This window comes from Chryseobacterium sp. II3a (genome assembly GCF_057815135.1).
Genome location: NZ_JBYPZJ010000011.1, coordinates 89,175 through 115,940 on the forward strand (window position 1 = coordinate 89,175; position 26,766 = coordinate 115,940).

Sequence of the window (26,766 nt, forward strand, 5' to 3'; positions counted from 1 at the left end):
TACAACAGATCCACAGTATAATAAAGCTTACTCATTTATCTGATGGACTTTATTTTGTTAAGTATAAAGAATTCATTAAAAATAACCTTATTTTTGCTTTATGCAGAATTTAAGAACAGTAACCGTGATGCGTTACATTCTGCCATTGAGAGAAGGAGGCTCACTTCCTGCTCTGGCAGAAGCTGATGATGATTTTAAATATGTCTTAAAATTTCGTGGCGCCGGTCATGGAGTTAAGATGCTGATCTCTGAGTTTATAGGCGGAAGGATTACGGAAGCTTTAGGATTAAAGATTCCTGAACTGGTTTTTATTAATCTTGATGCTGATTTTGGAAGAACGGAAGCGGATGAAGAAATACAGGATTTATTAAAATCTTCCGAGGGGTTAAATCTTGGATTACATTATTTATCAGGCTCTATCACTTATGATCCGAGTGTAAAAATTGATCCGCTTTTAGCTTCAAAGGTGGTATGGCTGGATGCTTTTATTACCAATATTGACCGTACCTTTAAAAATACGAATATGCTGATGTGGCATAAGGAACTTTGGATCATTGATAATGGAGCTTCTTTCTATTTCCATCATTCATGGCAAAATTTTGATGCGGCTGCAAAAACACCTTTCAAATATGTAAAAGACCATGTTCTTCTCCCTAAAGCTCATAAGCTGGATGAAGCAGATAAGTTTGCTCATGAAGTACTGAATGAAACTCTTTTCAGAGATATTGTGAATGCTATTCCTGAAGACTGGTTACACTGGAATGATGCAGATGAAACCCCTGAAGAAATCCGCGAAATTTATTTTCAGTTCATGAAGACCCGATTAGAAAATTCTCAAATCTTTTTAAATGAAGCTAAAAATGCAAGAGGATAAAATATATGAATATGCGGTAATACGCTTAGTACCCAAGGTTGAGAGAGAAGAATTTTTCAATATCGGACTGGTTATGTTTTCAAAAAAGGAGAAATTTATCCGAATAGAATTCTATTTATGTCCTGATAAATTCAAGCTGATGCACAGCAAACTGGATTATGATGATGTCATTCAAAACCTCGAAAGCTTCCAGAAAATAGCCAATGGTGATAAAGAAGGTGGTCCTATTGCCCTGCTTGATATTCCTGAGCGTTTCCGCTGGCTGACTGCTGTAAGAAGTGCTGTTGTACAAACTTCCAGACCTCATCCCGGAAAATCTAAGGATCTGAATTCTACTTTTGGTAAACTTTTTGAGGAGTTAGTAAAATAAGATTCCCTCAAAAAAAAATAGTATGACATTATTTAACTACATATCAATGAACAGGTTTTTTACAAGCCTGTTTTTTATTTTATTTCTAAGTTCTTCTCAGATCACTTTTTCACAGTCATTTTCACAATCCCCTGAAAAAGTTAAACGGGTAAAAAGTACACTTCTACCGAATATAGCAATGGTTTCTGAGAATATTATCTACAAAACAGGTAAAAAGGGAGATTCACTTGCCTTGGATTTGTATACACCCAAGAATTTTTCTGGTAAGCTTCCTGTCTTAATCTATGTTCATGGAGGCGGATGGATAGAAGGCAGTAAAGCCGTTTACACTGATAATTATCTTGAAACAGCGATTGCCAAACTCATGGAAAAACAATATGCAGTAGTTAGTATCAATTATACCCTTCTAAATGACAACATCCACTTCCCCCTTCCATTAGAAGATACCAAGGATGCTGTACGATGGGTAAGAAAAAATGCCGAGAAATATAACTTTGACACCAGCAATATCGGCCTGTTTGGAGCATCAGCTGGAGCACATCTTTCTTTAGTAGCAGCTTATACTCCGGATGATATGTTCAAAGGAAATTCTGACCTATCTCCTTATTCGGCAAAAGTAAATTATGTGGTTGATCATTACGGACCTGTTGAGCTTAACAAACTTTTCCATACCAGATTGGGAACAATTCCGGTAGCTATGGTGGGAATGATCTCCAAAAAGATTGTCAGCTTACAACAAGGCCTCGTAAAAGGTATCTCAGGATATGATTTAAAAAAAGATCAGGACAGAGCCATTGACTATCTAAAAACCATCTCGCCTGCAACTTATACTAAGACTGGTGTTCCAACCTTAATTGTTCAGGGGAACAAAGATAAAATTGTTCCTTTAAGCCAATCTAAAAAATTATACAGAAAACTTAAACATGCAAAAGTAGAGACATCGCTAATTATCATTGATAATGGTGTGCACAGTTTTTCTACAACTGATAAAGCGGCCCTTGATAAAATGGTTGATCAGATGGTTGATTTTATTATCTCCCAAAAGAAATAATATACATTCTCGGAGATAAAACAAACACAAACAACTGTAAATAAAACATTTAAATCAACACAAAATAACAAATATGCTAGATTGATATACATATTCATATTTTTTAACTGAAAAATAATTACCTTGGCTATTGTTTAAATTATTTACAATAAAACAATATTTTAATTATTTATTCATTAAAAAAAATAAGCAATATGGATTCTTTAAATAATATCAATGCACTTACCCTCATATTTGCCTCTGTGCTTATTTTCGCAATAGCTTACCGCTTCTATGGTATTTTTATTGCCAATAAAGTTCTCAGACTTAATGATCAAAATATGACTCCCGCTGTAGAATTTGCAGACGGTAAAGATTATGTAGCCACTAATAAAAATGTACTTTTTGGGCATCATTTTGCAGCTATTGCAGCGGCTGGACCATTAGTGGGGCCTGTTCTCGCTGCACAGTTCGGCTATCTTCCTGGCGCATTATGGATTCTGATAGGCTGTGTACTGGGAGGTGGAGTTCATGATATGGTTGTCCTCTTTGCTTCCGTGAGACACAAAGGACAAAGCCTTGCTACCATTGCCTCAAAAGAAATTGGGAAAGCAACAGGAACAGTAGCAGGTTTTGCAATCCTCTTTATCCTGGTTCTGACCCTGGCAGGACTATCTCTGGCATGCATCAATGCAATGCATGAAGCTTCATGGTCTCTTTTTACTGTAGTGATTACCATGCCTATTGCCATCATTATGGGGCTGATTATGCGTTATAAAAAGAACAGTGTTCTGTTTGCAAGTATCTTAGGAGGTATTCTATTAATTGCCGGAATTATCGGAGGTCATGGGCTGATGCAGAATCCAACTATGAATAGTTTATTTTCATGGAATATTAAAACAATTTCCATTGCCATTCCTTTATATGGTTTTATTGCTTCTGTATTACCGGTATGGCTTCTTTTAGTTCCAAGGGATTACCTTTCCACTTATTTAAAAATAGGAACTATTATTATGCTGGCTATCGGGGTAATTGTTATACATCCTACTGTACAGATGCCTGCTATCACAACTTTTGTAAATGGTGGAGGCCCCATTATTGGAGGACCGGTACTTCCTTTTATTTTTATTGTCATTGCCTGTGGAGCGATTTCCGGATTCCATGCTGTGATTGCTACAGGGACAACTCCCAAAATGCTGAATAAAGAAAGAGAAATTCTTTTTGTAGGCTACGGGGCCATGCTTGTAGAAGGTTTTGTAGCATTAATGGCACTTATTGCAGCCTGTACACTGATGCCGGGGGATTATTTTGCCATCAATACCCCAAAAGAGGCTTATGATTCATTCCTTGCAACTCATCCTTCTCTACATGGCGTAGATATAGATTATTATTCACAGAAAATTGGAATTGACCTCTATGGCAGAACAGGAGGTGCCGTATCCCTTGCGGTTGGGATGGCTCATATCTTCAATAAAATACCATATATGGATCAGCTGACGGCCTATTGGTATAATTTTGCGATTATGTTTGAGGCTGTGTTTATCCTTACAGCTATTGATGCAGGAACAAGGGTGGGACGTTTCTTTCTACAGGAAATGCTGGGATCTGTAGTTCCAAAATTTAATGATAAAAACTGGATTCCCGGAATCATTATCAGCAGTCTTCTTTTCACTTTTGCCTGGGGATATCTGGTGTATACAGGGAATGTAAACAGTATCTGGCCGTTATTTGGAATCAGTAATCAGCTATTGGCAGCCTGTGGACTTATTGTCTGCACAACGATGCTGATCAGGATGAACAGAGGGAGATATGCATTATGTTCAGCTATTCCCGGAGTTTTTATGGCCGGAATTACATTCTGGGCAGGCTATATTCAGGTAACCTCTATATATATTCCCAAAGAACAGTATTTGCTTGCTGCATTAGCGGCGACAGCAATGGTCCTTATGCTTATTGTATTTATGGGAGCCTTTAGAAAATGGTATCAGTTACTACAAATTAACAAAACAGAAATTGATCATTATGGAGAACCGGTGAAAGAGCTGGTAGAGAGATAATGTACTTTCTACAAAATCTGTTAAAGGTTTTTGCTTCCTCTTATAATTTTTATACATTTGTTTTGCTTTAGGGGTATTCTGAAAAGAATTGAGAGAGTCCCTTTGAACCTGATACGGCTTACACCGACGTAGGGAAAAGTAAAACGACATGATTTCTTATGTCTTTTTGTTCCGGATTTTTTCCTAAAGCTATTTTTATTTATAATCATAACAATGAAAAATAATCTTTGGGAACAAGTTCAACTTGTACGACAAAAGTCTCCCCTTGTTCATAATATAACCAACTATGTGGTCATGAACAATACAGCCAATGCTCTTTTGGCTGCAGGAGCTTCTCCGATTATGACACACGCCCACTCTGAAATCAAAGACATGATCAACATAGCCCATTCAGTGGTTATTAATATTGGCACTCTCGATGAATACTGGGCTGACTCTATGCTTATGGCCGCTCAAACTGCTAGCATCCTCCATAAACCATGGGTATTGGATCCGGTAGGTGCAGGAGCGACTTCTTTTCGCGATCAGATATTGCATCAGCTGTTACAATTTCATCCTACAGTAATAAGAGGTAATGCTTCTGAGATTATCGCACTCGCTAAAACCAATACAAGAGCAACCAAAGGAGTAGACAGTACCGCAGCAAGTAATGATGCTGTGGAAGCTGCACAAATTCTGGTTAACCAATATAACCCGATTGTATGTATTTCGGGTGAAACAGATATTATTATAAGCCAACATCAATCTATACGGGTCAAAAACGGGCATCCTCTCATGACCAAAGTAACGGGTCTGGGATGTTCTGCAACGGCATTAATCGGAGCATTTATAGGGGTTACAGAAGATAAGGTAACGGGTACTGCCGCTGCAATGTCATTATTGGGAATAGCAGGCGAACTGGCTGTTCGTGAGAGTAAAGGCCCGGGCAGTCTTCAGCTTCATTTGATAGACAAACTCTACAACATTACAGAAGAAGAATTTACCAGACATTTGAAAATTGAAATATCATGAGTATCAATACTTTTCCTTACTCATTATATCTGGTAATTTCTGAAGCAGATTGTATGGGGAAAAACTTTCTGGAAGTTGCAGAACAAGCGATCTTAGGAGGTGTGGACATGATACAGCTTCGTGAAAAAAAAGACAGCACTGAGGTATTCCTTCAAAAGGCCCTACAGCTTATAGAAATTACAGATAAATATGGTGTCCCTCTTATCATCAACGATAATATCACCGTTACTGAAAAAGTAAATCCAGCGGGAATACATGTTGGTAACAGCGATGCAACTCCTCAAGATTTAAGACAACGGTCTTTGATCAGAAATAAAATAATTGGCTATTCTATAGAACACCTGGATCAGCTTTACAACGAACAAACTACAGTTGCTGACTACCTGGGAATAAGTCCTGTTTTCAAAACAAAAACCAAAACAGATACTATTACAGAATGGGGATTGGAAGGTATTACTCAAATCAGACAGCTTACAGAAAAACCTTTGGTCGCGATAGGCAACATTCAACTGAATAATGCAAAAGCCGTCATCAATGCAGGAGCAGACTGCCTTGCTGTAGTTTCTGCTATATGCAGTGCTGCTGATCCTCAAAAAGCAGCATATGAATTAAAAAATGAAATTGTAAAATGAAAAAATACAAATATCCTTCAGTATTAACTATTGCAGGTTTTGATGGAAGCGGCGGTGCCGGTATTCAGGCTGATATTAAGACAGCTTCTGCTTTAGGCTGCTTTTCAACATCAGTGTTAACGGCTTTGCCTGTACAAAATACACAAGGAGTACGTAAAATATACCCTATTCCTGTAGAAGCTGTTGCTGATCAAATAAAAGCAATTCTGGACGACATTGTTCCTGATGCTATAAAAATAGGAATGGTTCATACACCTCAACTTGTAGAGACCATTGTTTCCACATTAGCAGTATACCCTAAAATACCTATTGTCTTTGACCCTGTAATGGTTGCTACCAGTGGACACCGTTTAATTGAAGATGAAACCATCACAGCACTCACTACATTACTTTTCCCCATTGCAGATGTCATCACTCCCAATATGGATGAAGCTTCTATTTTAGCTGATATGAAAGTAGAAACGCTGGAAGATTTATACACTGCCGGAAAAAAAATCAAAAACCTGGGTTGTAAAACAATTCTCCTTAAAGGCGGTCATCAGGAAACCTCAGAGATTACATCATTATTTTATGATGAACATGAGAATTTCCATTCTTTCAAAACAATAAAATTGAATACTAATAACACCCACGGTTCAGGCTGTACACTTTCATCTGCCATTGCTTCCTATATTGCTCAGGGCAAATCTCTTTACGAGGCAGTTTCTCTGGGACAACAATATATCTACCAGGCCATAGAAAACGGAATAGATGTACAAACAGGTCATGGAAACGGACCGTTGAACCACTTTTTTAATCCTCAAAAACTTATCAAAAATGAAATGGTCTGAACAAACCTGGAACGCTATAGAAAAACATTATCAATCGATCCTTGATATGCCTTTTATCAAAGAGTTATCCGATGGTAAACTACCACAGGAAAAATTCCGCTTTTATATGGCTCAGGACTCTTTATATCTGGAACACTTTGGAAGAACGTTATCACTCATTGCGGCAAAGATTACTGATCTTCAGGATGTACTCACTTTTATGCGTTTCGCTGAAAATGCCATTATAGTAGAAAATGCTCTGCATGAATCTTACTTCAAAGATTTTGGCTTGAGTGATAAAGGGGTTTTAGAACCTGCCTGCCACCATTATATTCACTTTCTGAGAAGTACGGCAGCTCTGGAATCTGTGGAAATTGCAGTTGCTGCAGTCCTTCCTTGCTTCTGGATTTACCGTGAAGTTGGAAATTATATTTACGAGATTCAAAATACGGTGAACAACCCATATGAAAAATGGATTGCCACGTATGCCGGAGAAGAATTTTCAGCAGCAGTGGATGAAGCCATTGCCATCTGTGATAAAATAGCTGAAAATAGCACCGAAGAAACCAGAAAAAAAATGACAGAAGCCTTTATCACTGCATCAAGAATGGAGTATCAATTCTGGGAAGCTGCTTATGATTTGAAGACTTGGGAGTAAGGAAGTTATTGAAATCTTTATTATTGTCTGGAGATTCTTTTAACAGATGATTCAGAATGATAGTTTTTACTATAATAAAAAACGGAACCCACTTTTAGGTTCCGATTTTTATACCTCTCAATTTTGATTAAAAATTGAAATTAAGTCTTGTAAACACATACCTTCCGTTCTGCCCAAATTGTGAAGTAGAACGGGAGTAAATAAACTGATCGTTGTTACTTGAAGCTGGTAGATTTTTGGTAGGATAAATATCAAACAGATTATTAACCCCTACAGTCAGTCCTACATTTTTTGTAAACTGGTAGGCCGCAGAAATATCAGTAATGATTTTATCTCCTATTGTTTGATGTTCATTAAATTCAATGATTCCATCTCCGTTAGCATCAAGAACATCTGCCCCGGTTACTTTCCCGAAATAAGTATTTCTAAGATATAAACTTGCTCCTTTCCATGTAAGCGTATGGGAGAGACTTGCTTTCACTCTAGGCACAGCCTCTTCCAGATAAATTCTAGATTTTTCAGAGAAATAAACCTTTTCAAGAGCAGGAGATTTCAGCAGTCCTGCAGAGTGAATTTCACCTACCTGTTTAGTCTGGTTCAGGTTGATGGCAAAATTATTATCCAGTTTTACCCCTGAAAATCTTGCGTTATGAGCAATAACAATATCCAACCCTTTTGTTTCCGTATCTATAGCATTGGTGAAAAACTGAGCGGCATTCACATTTAATTTATCAAATTCTTTTTGAGCATCCGTAGGCACATCTTTTCTTAAAAACTGATCCGTAAGAATGATTCTGTTATCAATTTTTGTAAAATATCCGTCTGCTGTGAAAGTCAAATTCACGGATGGAATTTTATAGGTAAATCCTAAACTGGCAGATTTTGACGTTTCCTGCTTCAGTTTTGGGATATTCAACTGTGCAGCCAATTGAGAATCATTGCTGTATGTTCCTACTTCTAGAAGCTGGCCTCCTGTAAATAATGTAGAAGTTACATTATAATAAATCTGGTGAATAGATGGTGCTCTGAATCCTGTAGATCCTGCAAACCTCACATTGAAATTAGGAGCAACCTTGATTCTTGAAGCCAATTTATAGTTAAATGTAGATCCAAAATCTGAATAGTTTTCATATCTCGCAGCGGCATCCACCAATAACCAATTCGTAAAGTTCAATTCTACATCTGCGTAAGCTGCCAGTGACTGTCTGTTTTTGTTAACGGCATTTTCAGGTCTGAATCCACTGAATACCTGTGAACCTCCCGGAAGAGAAGCTCCAAAGAAATCTGTAGGTCGCTGGGTAGCATTGTTCCACTGATTTCCCAGGACATCATACGTGGTATAAGACGCTTCTTCACCTGCTGTCATTTTAAAGTTTTCAAAGCGGTGTTCTCCTCCAAATGCCACATTCAATCCTTCCAGTACATCATACTTTTTAGAGAAATCTAAATTGATGGTATTTTGGGTAAACCTTAAGCCTCCGGCATCAAATTCATTAGGAGAAGCAAATCTTAAAGAAGTATTCCCAGTATTTCTGATATTATAGGTAAACGAGTTCTGCCCAAAAGTATTACTGAAATCAATATTCCATCCTTCCCATTTTCCTTTTACACCTGCTGCTAGTGAGATATCCTGAATATCGGTTCCGATCTGTGGCAGATAACCATTAGGATATAAACCTGTAAAAGTTCTGCTTTCTCTTGGTCTTCTGTAAAATCCTCCGGAAACACCATGTCTTAAACTATATCCACCAAAAGTATACACTTTCCAGTTATCACTTACAGGAACCTCGGCATTGATAAAAAGCTGGTGATTATTAAGCTTAGACTGCCCCACCTGCATGTTGAAATCTTTTCTGGTAAGGCCTCTGTATGCCAATTCCTGATCAGTAACATCAAAATTTAATAAAGACTGAAGTCCTTTCTGAATAACATTTCCCGCTCCATCTTTTATATCCTGAATAGTAGTGGCTCCCTGTATACCAGCCAATTGGCCAGGGGTAAAATAGTTTACCCCTTGAGCATACTGATGAACATAATCGATAATCTGTTGCGAATTGGGAGTATTATTGATATTACTAAACAGAGAAGAAAGGTTCACACCATCTTTCAATGCACGCTGTTCAATAGCATTGTAAGCATTATAGATTGCGCCTGATTCTGTTCCCGCTCTATAGGTAGGATTTCTGAACTGTGAGGACCAGGTGATATTGAAAAAACCGCCTTTCGTTCCGATTTTATTTCCATAGTTCAGGTCTAACTGAATATTCTGGCCGTCAAAATTTCCGGTATGGTCATTGGCCGCAGGCGTTAAATTTCCACCATAGCTGATCTGTCCGGTTAATTTTCCGGTATCTCTTTTTAATTCAAGATTCATCACCCCTGCAATAGCATCCGAACCATATTGTGCCGCCGCTCCATCTCTTAAGACCTCTATTCTGTTCAGGGCAAAGGAAGGAATAGCATTTAAATCGGTTCCTACAGTTCCTCTTCCCGGTGTTCCGTTGACGTTGACCAATGCAGAAGTATGTCTTCTTTTTCCGTTAACCAATACCAATACCTGGTCTGGTCCTAGTCCTCTCAGCTGGGCCGGATCCAAATGGTCTGTTCCATCAGAATTGGTTTGAACGGTAGAGGTAAAAGAGGGTGCAATGGCATTCAGAATTTGTCCGATATTAGACTGTGGAAGTACAACTGAAGCTTCTTTCAGGTTGAATACATCCACAGGAACCGGACTGTCTGCCTTCGATCTTGCTCCGGCTCTGGATCCCAGAATTACAACTTCTTCTACTTTATTGGTTTGAGTACTGTCTTTTTTTGTATTGCTGTCTTTCTCTTGTCCATAGGTAAAAACTCCCAGAAAAAAGAGAACAGAAGCAGAAAGAATAGTTTTTTTATTTCTCATATCATTTCGTCAATTTGATTAGACATTCATGTTTTTTGCAGGTGCAAATGTAAAACATATTAATTAGTCTATAAAATCAATAGACTTTGTTTTTATAAAAAATGATCATCGTTTCTTTCTATCCCTTATTTAAAATTACTATTTTTTTAAATACATGACAGCAATTCTCAATAAAAAAACGGATCCATAAAAAATGGAACCGTTTTAAAATTTTATAAAATAGGTCTCGGTTTGAGAAACTTTTAGGATTAAATTTTTGTAAGCTTAGCGTACTTCAAAATAAGATTCTTTTCACCTTCATGCATGAATACCACTTTTGCTTTGATATTCTGAGGATCTGTACCATCCAGGAAAGTAACCTCTCCAATCCCGAAACGGTCATGTCTCACTTTATCCCCTACTTCAATATCCTGAGAAGAAGCTCCGCTAGGATTGATGATTTTGGCCGTGCTTACCGGTTTCAGTTTTCTTACTTCCTGAGCAGGCTTCGCATTATCTTCCCCTCTGTTAAGCGTCTTTTTTTCTACCTTTTTGAAAGATTTTATTTCTGACGGATGTTCATCAAAAATATTGGATTTCACCCCTGAGTTATTGATAAATCTTTTCTCCATCGCAGGATTAAGGAATTCAATATACTCGTCATCAATCTCACTCAGGAATCGTGATGGTTCTGCATCTGTAATTTTACCCCACTGAAAACGGGAAATGGCATAGGAGAAGAATACCTGTTTTTCTGCTCTGGTTAATGCTACGTAAAACAATCGTCTCTCTTCTTCAAGATCTTCTCTGGTGGCCGAACTCATAAAGCTTGGGAAAAGGTTCTCTTCAAGGCCTACCAAGTGAACCACTGGGAATTCAAGACCTTTGGAAAGGTGAATCGTCATTAATGAAACCATATCATCTTCCAATTCCTTATCCTGAGTATCTGCAGAAAGCGCAATATTTTCCAGGAAATTGGAAAGACTCGGGTCTCCATCTTCCAGCTGTATCTGCTCTTCAATAAATCCTTGCATAGAGTTCATTAATTCCTGAACGTTTTCTACTCTTGAGATCCCTTCCGGAGTCTGATCATCTTTCAAAAACTTGATCAAACCACTTCGTTTAGCTACTTCCATAGCCACACTGTAAGCCGTTTCTGTTTTTAACAATACCTGGAATGCCTTGATCATAGACCAGAAATCATTCAGTTTGTTTAAAACACCATTATTAAGTCCTAGCTGAGGAGCATACATGGGCAGGTTATCAAGAACTTTTGATACGGCAATATTTTGAGCATCCGCAAAAACGATCAATTTGTTCTGTGTAGTTTCTCCAATTCCTCTGGTAGGATAATTAATGATTCTCATCAATGCTTCCGAATCATTTTCATTGATTAAAAGACGTAGATAACCAATTAAATCTTTAACCTCTTTTCTTTGGTAGAACGAAAGACCACCATATACCTTGTACGGAATATTTTTACGTCTCAGTGCATCTTCAAATGCTCTGGTCTGAGAGTTGGTTCTGTATAAAATAGCGAAGTCACTATATTTTCTTTGATCACGGTTACGAAGTTCCCAGATATTTCCAGCGACAAAGTTCGCTTCATCTGCATCAGAAAGGGAACGATAAATTTTAATTTTGTCTCCCTCTTCATTATCACTGAAAACATTTTTCTTAAACTGCTGTAAGTTTTTAGCAATAACAACATTGGCTGCATTCACAATATTCTGTGTGGAACGGTAATTTTGTTCCAAAGAGACTGTAATGGCATCCGGATAATCCTTTTTAAAATTCAGGATATTATAGATATTGGCTCCACGGAAAGAGTAAATAGACTGGGCATCATCTCCTACCACACAAATATTTTCAAACTTTGAAGCCAGTGCTTTCACAATAAGATACTGAGAGTGGTTCGTATCCTGATACTCATCTACCATGATATATCTGAATCTGTCCTGATATTTCGCCAATACTTCAGGGAAACGCGTCAACAATTCATTGGTTTTCAACAATAAATCATCAAAATCCATTGATCCGTTTTTGAAACATTGCTCAACATATCTCTGATAGATCTGTCCGATAAATTTCATATTCGCCTTTTCATCAGCTTCCATTAATTCAGGATTGTTGAAATAAGCTTTAACGGTAATCAGGTTATTTTTATAGGTTGAAATTCTTGCCTGAACTTTTTTAGGTTTATAAAGATCAGCATCGATATTCATGTCCTTCAGTACTTTTTTAATCACATTCAGGGCATCCTGCTGATCATAAATGGTAAAATTGGAAGGATATCCCAGGAGATGAGCCTCGATTCTTAAAATTCTTGCAAAAACCGAGTGAAATGTACCCATCCAAAGGCTTCTTGCATTACTGTCTCCTACTACCTTGGCGATACGCTCTTTCATTTCACGAGCTGCCTTATTGGTAAAGGTAAGTGCCAGAATATTGAAAGGGTCTATTCCATTATGGATAAGGTGGGCAATACGCATGGTAAGCACACGTGTTTTTCCGGAACCGGCTCCTGCAAGTACCATCAGAGGGCCTTGTAAAGAGGTAACGGCTTCATATTGTGATTCATTGAGTCCTTTCAAATAGTCCATACTGCAAAAAAAATTTTGGGAACACAAAATTAAGGTATTCGGAGGAGAATTCAAATTATGAAATGCCAATAGTCAATTTTGATAGTCTGTAAAAGCTGGCAAGGATAGTAAAAATCACTATTGATTTTTTGCTCGAACGATAATTTAAACGTGAATAGTCAGTTCTGCTTCGCAGGTGAAAAGTGAATGATTGTAGTCTGTAAAGTTGACAAGCGAAGCGAATTGACCATTCACCATTCACTTTAATTGTTCAGCCCACAACCTTAAACTTTGAACCTCAATAGACAAATTTTGTTTCGCAGGTGAATAGTGAATGATTACATACTATCAAAATTGATAACCAAAGCGAATTGACCATTCACCACTGACTCATCAATTTCCAACATTTCTGTAACATTTAATTCACTTTTCCTACTTATTGATAAACAATTTCTAACTTTATGAAAAAGCGACTTCTTTCGGCTGCTGCCGTAGCTTTCTTCGGGCTCATGCTGAATGCACAGCAAATTAAATTCGAAGAGTATGACTTGCCAAACGGTCTTCACGTAATTCTTCATCAGGATAATTCAGCTCCGGTAGTCACTACAGGGGTAATGTACCACGTTGGTGCAAAGGATGAAGTAAACGGAAGAACAGGTTTTGCCCATTTCTTTGAGCACCTTTTATTCGAAGGAACTCCAAACATTAAGAGAGGAGATTGGTTTAAGATCGTTTCTTCAAACGGAGGACAAAACAATGCCAACACGACCAACGACAGAACTTATTATTACGAAACTTTCCCATCCAATAATGAACAGCTTGGATTATGGATGGAAGCTGAAAGAATGCGTCATGCCGTTATTAATCAAGTGGGAGTAGATACTCAGAGAGAAGTGGTAAAAGAAGAAAAGAGATTAAGAATGGATAACCAGCCTTATGGAAATCTTTTCTCAACAATTCAAAAGAATTTGTTTACCAATCACCCATACAACTGGCCAACCATTGGGTCTATGGAAGATCTGAATGCGGCTAAGCTTGAAGAGTTCCAGGCTTTTTACAAGAAATTTTATGTACCGAACAATGCTACTTTAGTCGTTGCGGGAGATATCAAGCCTGAACAGACTAAAAAATGGATTGAAGAATATTATGGCGGTATTGCAAAAGGAACAGTATATCCAAAAGATTTCCCTAAAGACGCTCCGATCACTCAGGAAAAAGAAGTAACAGCAACAGATCCTAACATCCAGCTTCCGGCGTATGTATTTGCCTACAGAACTCCTGCTAATAAAGAAAAAGATGCTTATGTTTTAGACATGCTTTCTTCTTATTTAAGCAATGGTAAATCTTCAATTTTATATAAAAAATTAGTAGATCAGGATAAAAAAGCACTTCAGGTAGCTGCGTTCAACCAAGGGCTTGAGGATTACAGTATTTTTGCCTTCTTTGCAATCCCAATGGGGCAAACGTCTAAACAAACTTTACAGACTGATATTGATGCAGAGATTAAAAAACTTCAGACTACTTTAATTTCTGATGAAGATTATCAAAAAATCCAGAATCAGTTTGAAAACCAGTTTGTGAATCAGAACTCAAGCATTCAGGGAATTGCGGCTTCTTTAGCAACCAACCATGTATTGATGGGAAATACCAATCTTATTAACAAAGAGATTGATATCTACAGATCTATCACCAAACAAGATATTCAGAATGCAGCTAAAAAGTATCTGAATCCTAACCAAAGAATCATTATCAATTACGTTCCTGAGAAAAAATAATTTACCCATGAAAAAGCAATTCACTTATATAGCAGCGGCATTTTTATTTGCAGGAATGCTTTCTGCCCAAAAAATTGACCTTAATGCAATGCCAAAACCAGGACCTACTCCTGCCATCAACATTGCCAAACCAAAAACGTTTCAGCTTAGCAACGGATTAACTGTAATGGTAGTTGAAAACAATAAACTACCAAGGGTAAATACCACACTTTCGATGGACAGACCTCCTTATAACGAGGGAAATATAACGGGAGTAAGCATGATTATGGCGGAACAGCTGGATAATGGAACAACCAACCTTAGCAAAGATGAATACAATAAAAAAGTAGACTTCTTAGGAGCCAATATTAACTTTTCTTCCAATGGAGCTTCCTCTAACTCTCTTTCAAAATATTTTCCTGAAGTATTGGGACTGATGGCAGATGCTATCGTAAATCCAAAATTCTCTGCAGAAGAACTTAAAAATGCAAAAGAAAGAATTACTGAAGGATTAAAAGCAGATGAAAAAAATGCTTCCTCTATTGCTGAAAAGGTTTCTAATGCTTTAATGTATGGAAAAAATACTTCAAGAGGAGAATTTGCAACTATTGAGTCCATCAACAAGGTTCAACTTGCAGATATTCAAAATGTTTACAATAAATACTACGCACCGGATAATGCTTACTTAGTCATTGTTGGAGATGTAAAATTTGACCAGATCAAACCTTTGGTTGAAAAAGCATTCGGAAGCTGGAAAAAGTCAAATACCAAGTTTGCCGCTTTAGAACCAGCCTCGAATGTTGCCAAGACAGAGATCAATGTGGTTGATGTTCCCTCTGCTGTACAATCTGTATTGTCTGTAAGCAACCTGAACAATCTTAAGATGAAGGATCCTAACTACTTCCCTGCTACTATGGCCAACTATATTCTTGGTGGTGGTGGTGAAGCAAGACTTTTCATGAACCTTAGAGAGAAGAACGGATTTACATACGGAGCATACTCCAGCATGAATGCGAGCAAGTATTCACCAGACTTTTCAGCTGAAACCAGCGTAAGAAATGAAGTTACGGATAAAGCTGTTAAAGAAATGATGAATGAATTAAACGCCATTTCAACCGTTAAGCCAGAGGAATTAGATAATGCCAAGGCCAAACTCAAGGGTTCTTTCATTATGTCGTTAGAAAAACCTGAAACCATAGCAAAATTTGCACTGAATCAAAAAGTTCAGGATCTTCCGGCAGATTTCTATACCAATTATTTAAAGTCTATTGACAAGGTTACTGCTGCAGATGTATCTAATGCGGTAAAGGCTACAATTCTCCCTAACCAGAGCAGAATTTTTATTGCAGGAAAAGCATCTGATATTGCTGAAGGGCTTGAAAAATTAGGCTATCCTGTAAAATATTTTGATAAAGAAGCCAATCCGGTAGCAAAACCTGCCGCACAGAAAGTGGATGCAAATGTAACGATTGGCTCTGTAGCAGATAAATACATCAGTGCAATAGGAGGCTTAGCAGCTGTTCAGAAAGTGACCTCCATTACCGCTGATGCTACGACTAAGGTTCAGGGAATGGATATGAACATGAAGCTGATTCAGGGGAAAGGCGGAAAAATGATGATGGAAATGAAAATGATGGGCAATACCCTTCAGAAAATCGTTTTTGATGGTAAAGACGGATATGCTGAAGCACAGGGGCAAAAAATTCCTTTGAACGATAAGCAAAAAGCCTCTATGGCAGAACCGGAACTTTTCCCGGAGCTTACTTTTGCCAAATCAACAGAATTAAAACTAGCAGGAATCGAAAAATATAACAATGAAGATTCTTATGTGGTAAAAGGTCCAAAACAAACCTATTATTACAGTGTAAAAACCGGTTTAAAAACGGGTGAAATAAAAACTGGCGAAGGAGGTTCTATGCCTACAAGCTTCGCTGATTATAAAGACGTATCAGGAGTAAAGCTTCCATTTACCATTATCCAGAATATGGGAGGCATGGAAATCAACCTGGCAGTGCAATCTTACCAGCTTAACCAGGCTAAAGATTCTGATTTTAAATAAAAAAACAAAACAATTTTATAGAAAAGGTTATCTCAATTTGGGATAGCCTTTTTTTGTGTTCTCCCACATTTAGAAAATCTTGAAACTAAAATAATCCGCGTTCTGTAAAATCTGTGAGAAAGTTTAAAACAATTCATCCTCCTGTTCTCAACATTCTTAACTTTCTATTTGTCTTATCCTGTGTTTTAAGCCTAAAAGCTTTGTTTAATTTCTATTTTTTTATTGTTGTGCCATATTTACCGATATCTTTTTTTGCCGTTCAGTAAAAAAAGATTAAATTTGCCCATTCAAAAAGATATCAAAATTAATGGATACTATATTTACACTATTGATGGTTCTTATTATGATTGCCAGTGTTTTATTGGTAATTGTTGTTATGGCTCAAAACCCAAAAGGTGGAGGTCTTTCCAGTACTTTCGGAGGAGCATCTTCTGCTCAGTTTGGAGTACAAAGAACCAATGATTTCATGGAAAAAGCAACATGGACTCTAGGCGGAACTATCATTGTTCTTATCCTTTTAAGTGTTGTGATCACGGGTAAACCATCACAAGTGGCTCCTACTCAACAGCAACCAGCTAAAAAAGAAGCTCCGGCAAAACAATCTGCTCCTGCTTCTTCTACAACTACAGCTCCGGTTTCAACACCAGCTGCACCAGCTAAATAAGAAGATTATTTTTCTACATACAACAAAAGCAACTCAGATCGGGTTGCTTTTTTATTGTATTATGTCTTCAATATTTAACTTGGGGAATTATTACCACTTCTATTCATTGTGAAAGAATCTCATATAGATTTAGATTTTTCATTTCACTTTCGTTACATTAAGAATGACACCATGAAATAAATAAAGCCTAATTTATAGAAGTTAAAAAGCAGAAAATTTCATTGCTCAATGACCTCCAGCTTCTCTCTACCAACTCCTAACCTATTTACTTCAGCTTAATCTTCTCAATCTGATGACGAAGCTTTAAGCCTGCTTTTAAAAATGAATACTGCATTGGTTTTGACTCTTTATAATATTTGTCAATAAAGATCTGCATGGCACCATAAAAGCGACTCAGATATACATCATCCTTTACAGTGCTTTCTCCCTTATGATGAAGAATAGAGACCTTACCATAATAGTAATTTTTATAACCATTTCTTATTAGAGTATAGCAAAGGTCAATATCTTCGCCATACATAAAGTAAGATTCATCCAATCCGCCTATCTTTTCATAAATTTCTTTTTTCACCAATAAAAAAGCTCCTGTCATGACTTCAACTTCAGCCACAGCATATTCTTCTATATCGTTTCTATAATAGGATTTAGAGTTATTTTTTTTAAAATTGGTGAACAGTTTTTCAAAGGAATTGAACATATCCGGAACCGAACGTTTGCTTTCCGGCAGAAAATTTCCTTCAGCATCATGCATTCTTATTCCCAGGCATCCAAAAGCAATCTGACTTTCCGCAAAATCTAAAAGATCCTTCATATAAAAACCTTCGAACTCCGTATCAGGATTTAAAAGCAATACATATTCTCCTTTCGCAGTTTGTATTGCCTGATTATTAGCTTTTGAGAAACCACCATTCATTTCCGAAGAAATGAAGTGTACTTCAGGAAATTCTGAGAGAAGATCCCGCCATGAACTGTCTGTAGAGGCATTATCTATTACAATAACCTCGTACTCCACTTCTTTTATATATTGTTGAATAGATAAAAGACAGTTTCTGAGTAACTGAGTGACATTATAATTGACAATAATAATAGACAGCTTCATATTAATCCTTTTCGTTGTAAGGTAATCTGTTGATGATAGATCTTCCCAGTGAGATTTCATCTGCATATTCCAATTCATCTCCTACCGAGATTCCTCTTGCAATGCTTGAAAAGTTCACATTAAAATTTTTAAACTTTTTATAAATATAATAAGCCGTAGTATCCCCTTCCATAGTAGCACTCAATGCGAAGATAAACTCCTTTACCTTTCCTTCATTCAGTTTTCTTTCAATGCTTGGAATATTCAGCTGGCTTGGTCCTACTCCTTCCATCGGAGAAATCTTTCCGCCCAAAATCAGATATTTCCCGCCATATTTCCCTGTATTTTCAATAGCAATCACATCCCTTACATCCTCAACAATACAAATCAACTCACCGCTTCTTTTTTCATTGCTGCAGATCTCACAGATGTCAAAATCAGAGAAATTATGACACTCTTTACAGTATTTTATTTCGTTGACAAGATTAATCAGAGAATTCCCGAGGCTCACCGCTCTGGAATTAGGTTGCTTTAATAAATGTAATGCCAATCTTAAAGCTGTTTTTCTCCCAATTCCAGGCAATCCTGAAATTTCATCAACTGCCTTTGCCAACACTTTACTTGGATAATCCATAGCTACAAAAATAAGCAATATTTAAGGAAAACAATCTATCCTGAAGAGGAGTTTTTTGAGTTTCAGAATACAGAAAAGTGAGTGGTCAATAGTCAATTTGCTTCGCTTATCAATTTTGATTACCAACTGTCACTCACTATTCACCTGCGAAGCAAATCCACTTTCGACGCTTAGATTGTCTCATAATGATAATTTAGATTCCAATTTGGCCATTATACTCAGAAACTCTAAAAAAACAGTTATATTTGCGGCTTAAATTAAATATGAAAAAAATTAACTAAAACATGGTACTTAACAACCTAAATTATCCACTGGATTTCAAGTTTAAAATTTCGACACTAGCCAGCGACTTCAACATTACTGACAAAAATGGAAATTACGTAGCTTACGTACGTCAGAAAATGTTTAAACTCAAAGAAGACGTTATCGTTTTCAATGACGAAAGTAAATCAAAAGAACTTTTCAGAATCAGAGCCAATCAATGGATTGATTTTAATGCTTCTTATTCTTTAAATGATATTGTAGATAACAAAAACTACGGAAGATTAGCCAGAAAAGGAATGCGTTCTATCTGGAAAGCAAGCTATGATATTCTTGATTCTAAAGACCAGCCTAAATTCAAAGTACAGGAAGATAGTGCATGGGTAAGATTCTGGGACAGCTTCGTAGGAGAACTTCCTATCATCGGAATGTTTACAGGATATTTCCTGAATCCATCTTATACTGTTACCGGTATTGACGGAAAAGCATATTTCAAACTTAAAAAAATGCCTTCATTCTTTGGAAGAAGATTCCAATTAGATAGATTAATAGACATTGATGATGAAGAAGAAAGTTTAGTAATTCTTTCATTATTAATGATGACCCTTCTTGAAAGAGCAAGAGGCTAACATTTCAAAACCACAAACACATGAAATACTTAATCATTTTATTTTCTGCATTTCTTTTAGTAGCCTGTAAAAAGGACAAAGAAACAGTTTCTGCGAACGCCGCCACAGATTCTTCAAACATCGCTAAGGACTCTGCTACAGCAAGTATTCCTTCCGGGAAAATTCAGATTGAAACCATTTCATTTCCTGAAGAAATCAAAGAATGTTCATGCTATTTTGCAAGAAACAAAGCTGATTTTGAAGCTGAAAAATATATCTATGCTGATGATGCCGGAAAAACGGCTTACATGAAGCTGGATGGTAAAAGGCTTGCCATGAACCTTATCTCCTCAAGTGATATGGAAGTGGATGAAGAACTGACCAAAGAAATAGAAAATGAAGGGTATAAAATCTCTGTAAAAGGTAAAAAGATAAAAGGCGAAGAAGCTTTACTTTTTGAAGGTACCCTGACCATTGAAAAACCAGATGGCAGTGTTATCACAACACCGATCTATGGAGAATGTGGATGTTAACAACAAAAAGTGAATAAGCCCATTCAAAAATTTACTTATTCCTACTTTATAACTCATAAAAATGCTTCTGTAACCTACGGAAGCATTTTTTATTTTGTAAATTTGAGAAAAATAAATTTCAATGGAATTATCTAATATAGAACCGCAGATAATCTGGAAAAACTTCTCCAAATTAAATGCAGTTCCAAGACCATCTAAAAAAGAAGAAAAAGTAATTGCCTTCATCAAAGGATTTGGTGAAAACCTAGGCTTAGAAACTACTGTAGATGAAGTAGGAAACGTAATTATTAAAAAACCTGCTACTGCAGGAATGGAGAACCGTAAATCGATTGTGCTTCAGTCGCATTTGGATATGGTTTGCCAGAAAAATAATGATGTTAATTTCGATTTTGAAACAGAAGGAATCAAAATGGAAGTTGATGGAGACTGGGTAAAAGCAAAAGGAACTACTTTAGGAGCAGATAACGGCTTAGGAGTCGCTACTATTATGTCTATCCTTGAAAGTTCAGACATTCCTCACCCTGCAATGGAAGCTTTATTCACCATTGATGAAGAAACAGGAATGACAGGGGCTATCGGTTTAAAGCCAGGACAGCTTACTGGAGAAATTCTATTAAATCTTGATACGGAAGAAGATGATGAAATTGACATCGGCTGTGCAGGAGGTGTAGACGTTACGATTACTCAAAACTACGCAACAGAAACTCCAAAAGGACAAGTTGTAAGAATTGAGGTAAAAGGTTTACAAGGAGGTCACTCAGGAATGGATATCCACAAAGGTTTTGGAAATGCCAACATTATTCTGGGAAGACTGCTTTACAAAGGAGTGGAAAAGCAAAATGTTGAACTGATCTCTATTGATGGTGGTGGATTAAGAAATGCTATCCCAAGAGAAGGCGTTGCTCTCATCTCGGTAAGAAATGCACAGGAATTCATTGAAGAAGCAACAGCTCTTAAAACAGAGATTTTAGAAGAATTTGCTTCTGTAGAACCAGGTCTTCAAATCAATATTGAGAATTCTACCTCTTCTGACAAAGCTATTTCAGAAGGAGATTCTAAAAAAGTTATCCTTACTTTGAAAGCTCTTCACAACGGAGTTTACAGAATGAGCCCGGATGTAGCAGACCTTGTAGAAGCTTCTAATAACGTGGCAAGAGTTGAATTGAAAGGTGGTGAATTAAAAATCCTTAACCTTACAAGATCTTCAGTGGACTCTTCTAAATATTCTACAGCAGAACAATTAAAATCTGTAGCAGAATTAGCTGGAATGAATGTGGTATTCAGTGGTTCATATCCAGGATGGAAACCAAGACCAGGATCTGAAATTGTACAGATTATGGAAAAGATCTATACAGAGAAGTTCAATGAAAAACCTCATGTAGTAGCTTGTCATGCAGGTTTAGAATGTGGTATCATTGGTGCTAATTATCCTGAAATGGAAATGGTAAGTTTCGGACCTACCATCAGAGGGGCACACTCTCCTGATGAGAAAGCAAATATTCCATCTGCTCAGAAATTCTGGAGCTTCCTGAAAGATATTTTAGCAAATATTCCTCAGAAATAAAATAGTAAAATAACTATATTGAATATCCAAGATCTTTTGATTTTGGATATTTTTAATTATATCAAATCATTACGTTATATTAAAAAATTAAGAACAATTAAAGATCTGGAGATTACAATATAAAACTTCAATAAATATTTTCTTACCTTCTATAGCTTTAAAAATAAATACATTCCAATATGAAAAGTATTACAGTATTCTGCGGCTCAAGTTTCGGTACAGATAAAGTCTATGAAGAGCAGGCATTTTTGCTCGGTCAGACTTTAGCAAAACAAAATATACAGCTTATTTACGGCGGTTCGGAAACCGGGCTGATGGGAACAATAGCTAACGGAGCATTAAGTGAAAGCGGAAAAGTAACCGGTGTTCTCCCTAACTTTTTACAAGCCAAAGAAATTGCTCATAAAAATCTGACTGAGCTTATCATCGTGGAAACCATGCACGAAAGAAAAACAAAAATGAACGATCTCTGTGATGGAGTGATAGTTCTTCCCGGCGGCTACGGAACTTTAGAAGAATTCTTTGAAATGATTACCTGGGCACAGCTTGGACTTCACAAAAAACCTATCGGAATTTTAAATATTGACGGTTTTTATAATGATCTTATCCAACTGATTCAAAATATGGTAGATAAGGGGTTTTTGAAGCAAGTAAACAGAGACATGCTTCTAATCAGCGACAATATAGATGAATTACTTGAAAAAATGAAGAATTATAAGGCTCCTACTGTTGGAAAATGGATTACTAAAGAGGAAGTTTAGATACACATGACAACAAAATCCCTACTGTTATTATTCTGTTTATTTGGATATAAACTGAAACCTATAAAAATGATAAAATTTAAACTAAAGTGAATATTGAGACTGTTAAAGATTTCGGTATAATCAATTTTAGTGATTACAGATAGTAAAGCTTTTATAAAAAACAAAACCCGTTCGGAAAATCCGAACGGGTTTTATTAAGATTAAAAAATATTTTCTAAGGATAAGGAGCAATTTCCACTTCAAGCCCTTCCATGGCATCTGCAATATGCAGCTGGCAGCCTAATCGGCTGTTATCTTTCACATGGAAAGCTTCAGCAAGCATAGCATCTTCTTCATCTCCCATTGGTTCCAGACCAGGATCATTAATTACATAAACCTGGCATGAAGCACACATCGCCATTCCGCCACATACACCAATAGTACCTTCTTCAGCTAATTCATAGGAACGGATAATCTCCATTAAGTTCATGGACATATCCGTTGGAGCTATAACATCGTGGGTTACACCTTCTCTGTCGGTGATTTTAATATTAATATCTGACATAATTCTGCAAAATTAGTCAATTTTTTTCACAACAGCCTTCTCTGCTTCTTTACGGCTTCCGTCAAATCCGTCTACTCCACTTACGGTAGTATATTTTAATACGAATTTCTTACCAGGATTCAATCTGTTATAAACACTTTGACACATTAAAGTAGCCTCGTGGAAACCACAAAGAATCAACTTTAGTTTTCCAGGATAAGTATTGATATCTCCGATTGCATAAATACCATCAATGTTAGTCTGATAATCAAGAGCGTTGTTTACCACAATCGCATTCTTTTCAATATTCAGTCCCCAGTTTCCGATCTCACCCAATTTTGGAGTCAATCCGAATAATGGAATGAAATAATCTGTTTCAATTTCAAAAGCATCTTCACCATCTTTTTGTACAGTGATTGCTTCTACTTTTCCATCCCCTCTGATACCAGTAACTTCAGCAGGAGTAATCAGCTTTATTTTTCCTTCGTTTTTCAGATCCTGAACTTTTTCTACAGAATCCAAAGCTCCTCTGAACTCATTTCTTCTGTGGATCAAAGTTACTTCGCTAGCTACATTAGAAAGGAAAATACTCCAGTCAAGAGCAGAATCTCCCCCACCGGCGATCACTACTTTTTTATTTCTGAAGTGCTCAGGTTCTTTAACGAAATATTCAAGACCTTTTTCCTCATAATCAGCTACATTTTCGAAAGTAGGTTTTCTAGGTTCGAAAGTACCCAATCCACCTGCAATAGCAATCGCCTTACATCTGTGAACCGTTCCTTTGTTGGTAACCACTTCAAACCACTCCTCATCTACCTTGGTATAGGAAACAGCTGTTTCTCCCAAAGTAAACCCTGGTTGAAACTGCTTGATCTGCTCCATCAAATTATCTACTAATTCTCCAGCGTTTACTGAAGGATACCCTGGAATATCAAAAATAGGTTTCTTCGGATAAAGTTCGGCCAATTGCCCTCCTGGTTGTGGAAGTGCGTCAATAATATGGCACTTCATTTTTAAAAGCCCTGCTTCAAAAACTGCAAAAAGTCCTGTAGGACCTGCCCCTATGATCAATATATCAGTGGTTATCATAATTTAGATAATTTAATTATACATGTAGCTGCAAATTTACTAATTTTAATGCGAAGCATATTTAATTGATTCTAAATAAAAAGCTGAGATTTGTCAAATATCTATCAATTAAGATTTTAATTTTGGCAATGTTTTTGTAAATGTCATGTTATGAAGAAAATTTTAAACCTTTTTGCCGTATTCATATTCTTTTTAGGCTCAGCCCAAATTGATAACATCGGAGATGGCGAATCCATCACTCTTAGAATCCATTATGGGTTCCTGAATGCCGGAACCGCTAACCTTACGACTAAAAAGACAACGTATAAAGGAGAACCTCATCTGTATGTAAAAGGGACCGGACAGACTACTGGTGCCGTTAAAGCTTTCTTCAAAGTAGAAGACCTCTATGAAAGTTTTATTGACAGCGCAAGCGGATTGCCTAGCTACTATGTTCGAAACGTACGTGAAGGAAGCTATCGCCAGCATTTTGAAACTGCCTTTAATCATGATAATAATACTTTAATCCTAACAGATAAGAAAACACCAGCCAATGGCTCAAAGGTCATCAAATCTGTAAAAGGTGTTCAGGATATGCTTTCCTGTTTCTATTATCTGCGAAGCAAAAGTCCGGACGAGCTAAAAGTAGGAACTGTAATCAATATGAATGTATGGATTGATGATGAAATGTTTCCTTTTCAGCTTAAAGTAACAGGAACTGAGAACTTAAAAACAAAATTCGGGACGATCAATTGTTTAAAAATCATTCCTTCTGTGAAAAGCGGAAGAGTATTCAAAGAAAAAGAAGGGGTAACCATGTGGGTTTCCAATGATGCCAACCACCTTCCAATGCTCTTGAAAGCTGAATTAGCAGTGGGGTCGCTAAAAGCCAGTATTGATGATTACAAAAATGTAAAATACCCATTAAAGTTTACCAAGTAAACCTATAATCAATTTTTAATGAATCAATGTCTGTAATTTTTTACAGACATTTTTTATTTTAAATGTAATAGATATCAAATAAAGATTGTCTTACTAATAGAAGCAGCAACGAGGCTGCAATGTCAATACTTCGATGGAATCCCTTGCCTACCCGAAGTATGGATATAAGAAACAGACACGTGTAAATTTTTCAATAAGATCAGTTTTTAATTACGTTTTGTTTCTTAGGTCAGTAATTAAAAACAAAAACCTCCGGAGCTCCGGAGGTTTATTGTATTATAATGTCTTGAATTGCTCCAAGGTTCTTATATCGTTTTCAAAGAACATTCTGATGTCGCTCATTTGGTAAAGAAGCATGGTAATTCTTTCAATACCCATTCCAAATGCATATCCTGAATATTTCTCAGAATCAATATTTACATTCTTTAATACGGCAGGATCTACCATACCACAACCCATGATTTCTAACCATCCTGTACCTTTGGTAATTCTATAATCAGTTTCCGAGTTTAGCCCCCAATATACATCAATCTCAGCACTTGGCTCAGTGAATGGGAAATAAGAAGGTCTCATTCTGATCTTAGATTTTCCGAAAAGCTCAGTAGTAAAGAACTGGATCGTTTGCTTTAAGTCTGCAAAACTTACATTCTCATCAATATACAATCCTTCAATCTGATGGAAGATACAGTGAGAACGTGAAGAAATTGCTTCATTTCTGAACACTCTTCCCGGAGATAAAATTCTGATAGGCGGCTGGTTTTCTTCCATATAGCGAGTCTGTACAGAAGAAGTATGCGTTCTCAAAAGAATATCCGGATTCTGCTCAATGAAGAACGTATCCTGCATATCCCTTGCCGGGTGATATTCCGGAAGGTTTAATGCGGTAAAGTTATGCCAGTCATCTTCAATCTCAGGACCATCTGCTACTGCAAATCCAATGGATTTAAAGATTTCAATAATTCTGTTTTTAACCAGGTTGATCGGATGTCTTGATCCCAGATCTAGTGGAAATGCCGGTCTAGTAAGATCTTCTTTTTCTATCACAACAGAAGATGCGGAAGCCGTTTTCAAGTCCTCCAATTTCACAGCAACAGCTTGTTTCAAAGTATTGATCTTCTGTCCGAATTCTTTCTTCTGATCGTTAGGAACTTCTTTAAATTTTTCAAAAAAATCATTCAGAACTCCTTTTTTACCGTTGTACTTGATACGGAAGTTCTCTATCTCTTCCTTAGAGGTAGCATTGAAGCCGTTTACTTCGATCAGTAGTTCTTCTATCTTTTCTATCATTATTTTACCCTTTCAAAATGTTTTGCAAAAATACGACTTTTAAGTTGAATAATAGGTCCGTCATAAAAAAATCTGCCTCTTTTTCGAGAGGCAGACTTCAATCACTTATTTCACTTAAATAAA

At 36.8% G+C, this 26,766-nt stretch carries 23 protein-coding genes and 1 riboswitch; of the genes, 16 read left to right on the top strand and 7 right to left on the bottom strand.

All coding sequences use genetic code 11. The features are described from left to right. The first annotated feature begins 100 nt into the window (after positions 1-100). The 8 genes from AC3HD6_RS20685 (at position 101) to tenA (ending at position 7,441) form a co-directional block, all read left to right on the top strand. A complete protein-coding gene (locus AC3HD6_RS20685; protein ID WP_068939585.1) occupies positions 101-874 on the top strand; it encodes a HipA family kinase in 774 nt (257 codons plus the stop codon). Next, a complete protein-coding gene (locus AC3HD6_RS20690) occupies positions 861-1,244 on the top strand; it encodes a DUF3037 domain-containing protein (protein WP_488898099.1) in 384 nt (127 codons plus the stop codon). The genes AC3HD6_RS20685 and AC3HD6_RS20690 overlap by 14 nt, the downstream gene beginning before the upstream one ends. 46 nt (positions 1,245-1,290) lie before the next feature. Then, complete coding sequence (locus tag AC3HD6_RS20695; protein WP_488898048.1) at positions 1,291-2,295, top strand: alpha/beta hydrolase fold domain-containing protein; 1,005 nt, start codon at positions 1,291-1,293, stop codon at positions 2,293-2,295. Positions 2,296-2,489: 194 nt separating this feature from the next. Beyond that, positions 2,490-4,331 carry a carbon starvation CstA family protein gene (locus AC3HD6_RS20700; RefSeq protein ID WP_488898049.1) on the top strand — a complete coding sequence of 614 codons (1,842 nt, stop codon included), beginning with the start codon at positions 2,490-2,492 and terminating at the stop codon, positions 4,329-4,331. A gap of 59 nt (positions 4,332-4,390) precedes the next feature. Next, positions 4,391-4,483, top strand: a riboswitch (TPP riboswitch). 61 nt (positions 4,484-4,544) lie between these two features. Then, on the top strand, positions 4,545-5,342 hold the full coding sequence (thiM, locus tag AC3HD6_RS20705) for a hydroxyethylthiazole kinase (protein ID WP_488898050.1): 798 nt from the start codon (positions 4,545-4,547) through the stop codon (positions 5,340-5,342). Then, positions 5,339-5,974 carry a thiamine phosphate synthase gene (gene thiE / locus AC3HD6_RS20710; RefSeq protein ID WP_488898051.1) on the top strand — a complete coding sequence of 212 codons (636 nt, stop codon included), beginning with the start codon at positions 5,339-5,341 and terminating at the stop codon, positions 5,972-5,974. The genes thiM and thiE overlap by 4 nt, the downstream gene beginning before the upstream one ends. Beyond that, complete coding sequence (thiD, locus tag AC3HD6_RS20715) at positions 5,971-6,804, top strand: bifunctional hydroxymethylpyrimidine kinase/phosphomethylpyrimidine kinase (protein ID WP_488898052.1); 834 nt, start codon at positions 5,971-5,973, stop codon at positions 6,802-6,804. The genes thiE and thiD overlap by 4 nt, the downstream gene beginning before the upstream one ends. Beyond that, positions 6,791-7,441: a thiaminase II gene (gene tenA / locus AC3HD6_RS20720; RefSeq protein WP_488898053.1), complete on the top strand. Its 651-nt coding sequence runs from the start codon at positions 6,791-6,793 to the stop codon at positions 7,439-7,441. Before thiD ends, tenA begins: the two co-directional genes overlap by 14 nt. A gap of 127 nt (positions 7,442-7,568) precedes the next feature. Here the strand turns inward: tenA and AC3HD6_RS20725 are convergent, their stop codons facing one another. Both AC3HD6_RS20725 and AC3HD6_RS20730 read right to left on the bottom strand, forming a co-directional pair. Beyond that, positions 7,569-10,343 (bottom strand): TonB-dependent receptor plug domain-containing protein, encoded by a 2,775-nt coding sequence (locus AC3HD6_RS20725; RefSeq protein WP_488898054.1) that lies wholly within the window; start codon positions 10,341-10,343, stop codon positions 7,569-7,571. Between the two features lie 248 nt (positions 10,344-10,591). After that, positions 10,592-12,925: an ATP-dependent helicase gene (locus tag AC3HD6_RS20730; protein ID WP_488898055.1), complete on the bottom strand. Its 2,334-nt coding sequence runs from the start codon at positions 12,923-12,925 to the stop codon at positions 10,592-10,594. 440 nt (positions 12,926-13,365) lie between these two features. Between AC3HD6_RS20730 and AC3HD6_RS20735 the strand changes: the two genes are divergently transcribed. The 3 genes from AC3HD6_RS20735 to secG all read left to right on the top strand — a co-directional run bounded on the left by AC3HD6_RS20735 (position 13,366) and on the right by secG (position 17,381). Next, complete coding sequence (locus tag AC3HD6_RS20735; RefSeq protein WP_488898056.1) at positions 13,366-14,679, top strand: M16 family metallopeptidase; 1,314 nt, start codon at positions 13,366-13,368, stop codon at positions 14,677-14,679. A gap of 7 nt (positions 14,680-14,686) precedes the next feature. Next, positions 14,687-16,717, top strand: coding sequence for a M16 family metallopeptidase (locus tag AC3HD6_RS20740; RefSeq protein ID WP_488898057.1), 2,031 nt, complete (start codon positions 14,687-14,689; stop codon positions 16,715-16,717). Between the two features lie 307 nt (positions 16,718-17,024). Further along, complete coding sequence (secG, locus tag AC3HD6_RS20745) at positions 17,025-17,381, top strand: preprotein translocase subunit SecG (protein ID WP_488898058.1); 357 nt, start codon at positions 17,025-17,027, stop codon at positions 17,379-17,381. A 265-nt stretch (positions 17,382-17,646) separates the two neighbouring features. On the opposite strand, the gene AC3HD6_RS20750 is transcribed toward secG, so the two are convergent. Then, the gene (locus tag AC3HD6_RS20750; protein WP_488898100.1) at positions 17,647-18,486 is read right to left on the bottom strand and encodes a glycosyltransferase family 2 protein; all 840 of its coding nucleotides are present in this window, start codon (positions 18,484-18,486) and stop codon (positions 17,647-17,649) included. Continuing rightward, entirely contained in the window at positions 18,482-19,093 is a 612-nt protein-coding gene (gene recR / locus AC3HD6_RS20755) for a recombination mediator RecR (protein WP_068939607.1), read from the bottom strand. Before recR ends, AC3HD6_RS20750 begins: the two co-directional genes overlap by 5 nt. A gap of 284 nt (positions 19,094-19,377) precedes the next feature. On the opposite strand from recR, the gene AC3HD6_RS20760 reads away from it, so the two are divergent. From AC3HD6_RS20760 to AC3HD6_RS20775, 4 genes are all read left to right on the top strand, one after another. Then, a complete protein-coding gene (locus AC3HD6_RS20760) occupies positions 19,378-19,983 on the top strand; it encodes an LURP-one-related/scramblase family protein (protein ID WP_488898059.1) in 606 nt (201 codons plus the stop codon). 20 nt (positions 19,984-20,003) lie between these two features. Then, positions 20,004-20,495, top strand: a complete 492-nt coding sequence (locus AC3HD6_RS20765; protein ID WP_488898060.1) for a hypothetical protein — start codon at positions 20,004-20,006, stop codon at positions 20,493-20,495. Positions 20,496-20,616: 121 nt separating this feature from the next. Next, positions 20,617-22,059, top strand: coding sequence for an aminoacyl-histidine dipeptidase (locus tag AC3HD6_RS20770; protein WP_488898061.1), 1,443 nt, complete (start codon positions 20,617-20,619; stop codon positions 22,057-22,059). A 179-nt stretch (positions 22,060-22,238) separates the two neighbouring features. Beyond that, entirely contained in the window at positions 22,239-22,820 is a 582-nt protein-coding gene (locus AC3HD6_RS20775) for an LOG family protein (RefSeq protein WP_488898062.1), read from the top strand. A gap of 217 nt (positions 22,821-23,037) precedes the next feature. On the opposite strand, the gene AC3HD6_RS20780 is transcribed toward AC3HD6_RS20775, so the two are convergent. Continuing rightward, on the bottom strand, positions 23,038-23,367 hold the full coding sequence (locus AC3HD6_RS20780; protein WP_045493683.1) for a 2Fe-2S iron-sulfur cluster-binding family protein: 330 nt from the start codon (positions 23,365-23,367) through the stop codon (positions 23,038-23,040). 12 nt (positions 23,368-23,379) lie between these two features. Next, positions 23,380-24,435 (bottom strand): NAD(P)/FAD-dependent oxidoreductase, encoded by a 1,056-nt coding sequence (locus AC3HD6_RS20785; RefSeq protein WP_488898063.1) that lies wholly within the window; start codon positions 24,433-24,435, stop codon positions 23,380-23,382. A gap of 150 nt (positions 24,436-24,585) precedes the next feature. Between AC3HD6_RS20785 and AC3HD6_RS20790 the strand changes: the two genes are divergently transcribed. Continuing rightward, on the top strand, positions 24,586-25,356 hold the full coding sequence (locus AC3HD6_RS20790; RefSeq protein ID WP_488898064.1) for a DUF3108 domain-containing protein: 771 nt from the start codon (positions 24,586-24,588) through the stop codon (positions 25,354-25,356). 276 nt (positions 25,357-25,632) lie between these two features. Here AC3HD6_RS20790 and pheS read toward each other — a convergent pair whose 3' ends face one another. Then, on the bottom strand, positions 25,633-26,643 hold the full coding sequence (pheS, locus tag AC3HD6_RS20795; protein ID WP_488898065.1) for a phenylalanine--tRNA ligase subunit alpha: 1,011 nt from the start codon (positions 26,641-26,643) through the stop codon (positions 25,633-25,635). Between the last annotated feature and the right edge of the window lie 123 nt (positions 26,644-26,766).

Bases quoted from the DNA above. Each gene is read 5' to 3' on its own strand.
- pheS (WP_488898065.1), bottom strand. From the start codon at position 26,643: ATGATAGAAAAGATAGAAGAACTACTGATCGAAGTAAACGGCTTCAAT.
- AC3HD6_RS20780 (WP_045493683.1), bottom strand. From the start codon at position 23,367: ATGTCAGATATTAATATTAAAATCACCGACAGAGAAGGTGTAACCCAC.
- thiM (WP_488898050.1), top strand. From the start codon at position 4,545: ATGAAAAATAATCTTTGGGAACAAGTTCAACTTGTACGACAAAAGTCT.
- AC3HD6_RS20695 (WP_488898048.1), top strand. From the start codon at position 1,291: ATGAACAGGTTTTTTACAAGCCTGTTTTTTATTTTATTTCTAAGTTCT.
- AC3HD6_RS20760 (WP_488898059.1), top strand. From the start codon at position 19,378: ATGGTACTTAACAACCTAAATTATCCACTGGATTTCAAGTTTAAAATT.
- AC3HD6_RS20735 (WP_488898056.1), top strand. From the start codon at position 13,366: ATGAAAAAGCGACTTCTTTCGGCTGCTGCCGTAGCTTTCTTCGGGCTC.
- AC3HD6_RS20790 (WP_488898064.1), top strand. From the start codon at position 24,586: ATGAAGAAAATTTTAAACCTTTTTGCCGTATTCATATTCTTTTTAGGC.
- secG (WP_488898058.1), top strand. From the start codon at position 17,025: ATGGATACTATATTTACACTATTGATGGTTCTTATTATGATTGCCAGT.
- AC3HD6_RS20690 (WP_488898099.1), top strand. From the start codon at position 861: ATGCAAGAGGATAAAATATATGAATATGCGGTAATACGCTTAGTACCC.
- thiE (WP_488898051.1), top strand. From the start codon at position 5,339: ATGAGTATCAATACTTTTCCTTACTCATTATATCTGGTAATTTCTGAA.
- thiD (WP_488898052.1), top strand. From the start codon at position 5,971: ATGAAAAAATACAAATATCCTTCAGTATTAACTATTGCAGGTTTTGAT.
- AC3HD6_RS20740 (WP_488898057.1), top strand. From the start codon at position 14,687: ATGAAAAAGCAATTCACTTATATAGCAGCGGCATTTTTATTTGCAGGA.
- AC3HD6_RS20775 (WP_488898062.1), top strand. From the start codon at position 22,239: ATGAAAAGTATTACAGTATTCTGCGGCTCAAGTTTCGGTACAGATAAA.
- AC3HD6_RS20765 (WP_488898060.1), top strand. From the start codon at position 20,004: ATGAAATACTTAATCATTTTATTTTCTGCATTTCTTTTAGTAGCCTGT.
- AC3HD6_RS20700 (WP_488898049.1), top strand. From the start codon at position 2,490: ATGGATTCTTTAAATAATATCAATGCACTTACCCTCATATTTGCCTCT.
- AC3HD6_RS20685 (WP_068939585.1), top strand. From the start codon at position 101: ATGCAGAATTTAAGAACAGTAACCGTGATGCGTTACATTCTGCCATTG.
- AC3HD6_RS20770 (WP_488898061.1), top strand. From the start codon at position 20,617: ATGGAATTATCTAATATAGAACCGCAGATAATCTGGAAAAACTTCTCC.
- AC3HD6_RS20730 (WP_488898055.1), bottom strand. From the start codon at position 12,925: ATGGACTATTTGAAAGGACTCAATGAATCACAATATGAAGCCGTTACC.
- tenA (WP_488898053.1), top strand. From the start codon at position 6,791: ATGAAATGGTCTGAACAAACCTGGAACGCTATAGAAAAACATTATCAA.
- AC3HD6_RS20725 (WP_488898054.1), bottom strand. From the start codon at position 10,343: ATGAGAAATAAAAAAACTATTCTTTCTGCTTCTGTTCTCTTTTTTCTG.
- AC3HD6_RS20785 (WP_488898063.1), bottom strand. From the start codon at position 24,435: ATGATAACCACTGATATATTGATCATAGGGGCAGGTCCTACAGGACTT.
- recR (WP_068939607.1), bottom strand. From the start codon at position 19,093: ATGGATTATCCAAGTAAAGTGTTGGCAAAGGCAGTTGATGAAATTTCA.